Below are 4,879 nucleotides of genomic sequence, written 5' to 3' on the forward strand. Positions count from 1 at the left end.
AATGCAGAGCGGCAAAGTTTGCAGCGATAACGCTGAATCCGTGGCATATGCCCCGTTTCGCGTTTAAAAAATCCATATTTGATTACCGAGCGATAATCTTTGGGACAAATGGGACAAGCTGGACGTAATGCGGTCTTGGAAGGCACAATTCTCTCTCCCTACTTTGAAGAGCGAGTTATGCTTCAACTCATCCGCACAGAGAAGTGACATGAGCCTTGCGCACGATGACTTATGTATCTCTCACCAACAGTTAAATGGATCAGTTTGTGACGATTCCCTTGACACCATCACAACTGGTTTACAGTCAGATGATGGCAATCCGAGCGTGCTTTCAGGGTCTTAGCCCTTAGCCTCGTATTTGCAGAGAGGGCCCCACGGTCAACCCGTCTGACCGCCACATTATGGGGATTTCTGTCTGATGCGAAAGTTGCTGTCCGTTCGTTCCCTTGGCCTAAGTGTCAAATTCTGGTCTGTCCTTGCCGGTTCCGGCCTTCCGCTCCTTAGTGCTGCGTGCGCCAGAGGGCCGCAGTCAGGTCTGGCTGACGTGAAAAACCAGGCGATTGCTCAGGTCCTGCCTGAGCTGCAAGCGCCGTCGCTCGATAGCGAAGAAGTGACTTCCTTTTCACTCCTAGGTGACGAGGAGCGCGTCATTATAGTCCTGCGTGATGCTTTTGAAGCCTTAGGCAGGACAGAACTTAAACGGGGGCTTAAGCGTACTGAGATCCTCGAGCGCGCCATAGCCTACGGAAAAAGTAAAAAGACACTACTCGGTGCATTGGGTGTGAATGACCTAACGGTAGACAGGGATTACGAGCATCTACCGATACTTAAAGTGCGGATCAATTCACAGGCTGCTCTCGATGTCCTAAGACGGAGTGACCGCGTAGTGCGGGTGATGCGTGACGCTAAAATTAAGAGATCCGACTTACAAAGCTTTCCCCTGATTGGTCAGCCTGGAGCTGTTGCCAGTGGGGCTGACGGGCGTGGTACCTCTGTGGCCATTCTCGATTCTGGGGTCGACTATACACAGGCGACTTTTGGCTCGTGCACGGGACCAGGACTACCAGCCGACAAGTGCCGCGTGAGCTTTGCCCGTGATTTTGATGTCGAAGACAATACTCCTGACGATGCCATACGCCACGGTACCAACGTTGCGGGAATCGTCGCCGATTTAGCGCCTGGTACCAAGATCTTGTCGCTCGACATCTTCGATGGCGACTATGCTTATACCAGCACGATCGTTGATGCGATCAACTGGGTTATCGCGAATAAAGATACTTACTCTATCGCCGCGATGAACCTCAGTATTGGTGGCGGTCGCTACTACCGCACTTGTGATTCGAACCCGATGGCGGTCGCTCTCCAAGATGCACGCGATGCTGGTGTTCTCGCGGCTGTTGCAAGTGGTAACGAGGGGCATACTGACTCGATGTCAGCTCCTGGCTGTGCGCCTGCGGCGGTATCAGTCGGTGCAGTTTATGATGGCAACTATGGATCGGCTAGCTGGGGGGATTGCTCTGATGCAACCACGGCGGCCGATAAGGTCGTGTGTTTTGCCAACGTACCGAGTTTTCTCAAGTTACTCGCGCCAGGTGTGTCTATCACTGCCGCTGGCGTCACCATGAGCGGTACTTCGCAGGCGACGCCGCATGCGGCAGCGTCATTAGCGATTCTTCGATCGAAATTTCAAGAAGATTCTGTCAATGATCTCGAGGCGCGACTCATCGCTACTGGGAAAATGGTAAAAGACGACCGCAGTGGTATAACCAAGCCTCGCATTGATCTCACTGCAGCGTTGGCGCAAAGTACATGCCAAATAACTGTAAACCCCACCACAGTCAGTGCAAGTGCCGGCGGTGGGACTTATAGTGTCACTCTCAGTACAGGTTCTGCCTGTGCATGGACTGCCGCTTCCGACAGCGATTGGTTGCAAATAGCTAGCGGCTCAGAGAGTGGTACTGGCCCCCAAACCATCCGTGTGTCGCTGCTTAGCCATCCAGAATCCGGAACCCGCACCGGCAATCTAACCATAACCACCGATGACGAAACTAAGGATGTAAGCTTTTTACAGTCGAGCGATAGTGCAGCTCCTACTGGCTCGGTCGTCGTCAATAGCAACGCCCTCTACACTAGAACCCTAAGCGTCACGCTCAAGCTTACCGCCAGTGATGCTAGTGGCGTGAGCGAAATGTGTGTTTCCGAGGCTGCGACCTGCACGACGTGGGAAGCCTTTAAAGACACACGTCAGTTCACTTTAGCAAATACCCAGGGTGCTCACACGGTTAATGTCTGGTTTAAAGATGCGGTGGGCAATGCTATGAGCGCTCCAGTTTCGGATGCCATTACTTTCGATTCGGTAGCACCGTTGATGGGCAGGTTGAGTAGCTCTACCACGACGTCCTCGATCAGTCTTACATGGAGCAATGCTACCGACAGTGTTTCCGGGGTTGCATCTTATAAACTTGTTTATACCAGAGGGTACTTCACAGTCCCGGCTTCCGCTTGCTCTTCGGGAATCGTGGTTCCAATCACGACTGCTGGTCGTGCTGCTATCAATGGACTCCGTAGAGGTACCACTTACCGGTTCCGCCTATGTGCCACGGACAAGGCAGGCAACACGGCAGCAGGTTTAGTTGCCACTGTGACCACAAGGTCGCGCTGATCCGTTATTTGACTGGCTGGTCAAGCTAGCGCTTTGTCACCGCGCCAGCTTGACTCAGCGGGACGATAGCCTGACAATTAGGGAGTGAGTGCTGACGGAGGTAAACATCATGAAGTTTTTCCGTTCCCTCCCCCCAATGATTTTCCTAGCCGCCTTAGTATCAGGGTGCGCTACCCTCAATGAGCCAAGTGACCACCTTGCTGCCTGTCACACGGCGGATGGTTTGCTGATCAATACGCCTGACTGTATAGAGGCACATAACGTCATTATGTTAGAGCGCCAACAGCGGACTGCGCGCATGTTTGATAACCCGATCATGCGCTGAGTGGTTCTCTAGTCTGAATGGTCTTAATTAAGATCACCGGGTCAGGAGGTCATTGACACCTCTCTGATAAAGAGTGACGATTTAGCTATGACTAAACTTCATAGCGCCAGGTTGTTGTGCCTTAAAGCGTGCCTTTCCTTGGTGATCGGTTTCGGTGTTCCTTTGCAAGTTCAAGCGGCTGAAGCAAAGCAACTTAATATTGCTCTGATGATTTCATCGGGAATGCAGCGATCAGCCTATGACGGGATCATCAGACGTTTTGCTAATCGTCACCCTGACATCAAAATTGCTAAGACAGTGCGCGCCGCCGAGGAGTACAAAGAGCAACTTCCCGGATGGTTAACTCTCGAGTCCGGACCTGCCGACGTTTATTTTACGTTTGCCGGGGCTAAACTAGAAAATTTCGTTAATCAGGGGCTAATAGCTAGTATCGATGCTACGCCTTGGCAGAGCCAAATGAAGCCGGGACTTGTAAATGCAGTAAAAATTAGGGGCCAGGTTTATGGCTTGCCGCTTTCGGTTTATCAGTGGGGCTTTTACTATCATAAGTCAACATTTACGGAATTAGGTATCACACCCCCTGCAACCTGGTCGGATTTTCTTGCCGTATGCGACACCCTAAAGGCTCATAACATCACGCCAATCGCTCTCGGATCAAAGGTGAGGTGGGTCCTGGCTGGGTGGTTCGATTACCTAAATTTGCGCCTCAACGGCATCGCGTTTCATAAAGAACTGATGCATGGCATCGCTTCTTATAAGGACCCTCGCGTTGCCGAGGTTTTTGGCTACTGGCGTCAGCTCATAGACCGCGGATATTTCAGTATCAATCATCCGCAACATGATTGGCAGTTTGCATTGCCGAGTGTTTACCGGCGTAAAGCTGGGATGATTCTTCTTGGTAACTTTGTTCTCCCTGCGGTGCCGGCGCCTATTATGCCGGAGCTTGGGTTTTTTCGGTTTCCGACGATCCTTCCAAATATGCCGCTCTTTGAGGATGTACCTTTGGATGTCGTGGTCATTGCAGCCAAATCGCGTCATCAGCGTGAGGCTAAGCTCTTCGTTGATTACATGGCCGACCCTGAGGTTCAGGCAGAGATTAACGAGGTTACGGCAATGATTCCGGCAAATAAGCTCAGTCGCGATGCACAGAATCCCCTGGCCGCCGCAGGAGCTAAGCTAGTGGCAGAGGCAAAAGACTTCGCACATTATTTCGATCGCGATACTGTTGCTGCGATGAGCGCTCCGGCGTTAGATCAATTTGCCGCATTTATGGATGATCCGCGCAAATTGCCTGCCGTGTTGACTGAATTAGAAAAGGTGAGGCAGAGAGTCTTTGTGAAGACACCGGAGTGAGATAAGCACAGACTGAAACCACCGCAAAATAGGTTGGCCGCTTGGTGCCATGCGTCTGTAAATATTGGTGATTTTATAGCCGCTTGAGTGCTCCAAAAAAGTCCTCAAGTTAGCCCTTAGGCATGCCGAAGCTGGGATTGAAGCGTGTAGGTGAGCAGGAGATGGCCTGCTCTTCCCCCCCCCTCGCGGAGGCCTCGGCATGACCGGGTTGAGACGCAAAACTGTTGCTTGTTTTGTCATGCGCCTAGGCGTGTGCTGGGCGATGGCGACAGCTTCCTCACCCCATGCCTCAGCACAGAGCCTCGGCAGTCTGCCGATGACCTACTCGGGACGGCTGACAGAGACTTTTGGCGCGCCTAAAGAGGGAGCGGTCGACATGGTCGCCACTTTTTGGACGGCTGAGTTTGATGGCACGCAGCTAGGGCAGAGTTTTTCGTTTACTTCGATCATCCTTAATCAGGGCGTGTTCTCGATATACTTCCCGTTTATGGCGTCGCAGGTGCAGGACATCTTCCGCGACGGTACGGAACCCGTCTTTA

General features: G+C 52.1%; 4 protein-coding genes. All 4 read left to right on the forward strand.

The window, feature by feature from the left end:
• Positions 1–418 precede the first annotated feature (418 nt).
• The gene (locus FJ146_19505; protein ID MBM4254157.1) at positions 419–2,662 is read left to right on the forward strand and encodes a hypothetical protein; all 2,244 of its coding nucleotides are present in this window, start codon (positions 419–421) and stop codon (positions 2,660–2,662) included.
• A 109-nt stretch (positions 2,663–2,771) separates the two neighbouring features.
• Positions 2,772–2,987 (forward strand): hypothetical protein, encoded by a 216-nt coding sequence (locus tag FJ146_19510; GenBank protein MBM4254158.1) that lies wholly within the window; start codon positions 2,772–2,774, stop codon positions 2,985–2,987.
• Between the two features lie 87 nt (positions 2,988–3,074).
• On the forward strand, positions 3,075–4,340 hold the full coding sequence (locus tag FJ146_19515) for an extracellular solute-binding protein (GenBank protein MBM4254159.1): 1,266 nt from the start codon (positions 3,075–3,077) through the stop codon (positions 4,338–4,340).
• Between the two features lie 199 nt (positions 4,341–4,539).
• On the forward strand, positions 4,540–4,879 hold a 340-nt coding region (locus tag FJ146_19520; protein ID MBM4254160.1), incomplete at its 3' end, for a hypothetical protein.

Source organism: Deltaproteobacteria bacterium (assembly GCA_016874735.1).
In the GTDB taxonomy this organism is placed as follows: domain Bacteria; phylum Bdellovibrionota_B; class Oligoflexia; order Oligoflexales; family CAIYRB01; genus CAIYRB01.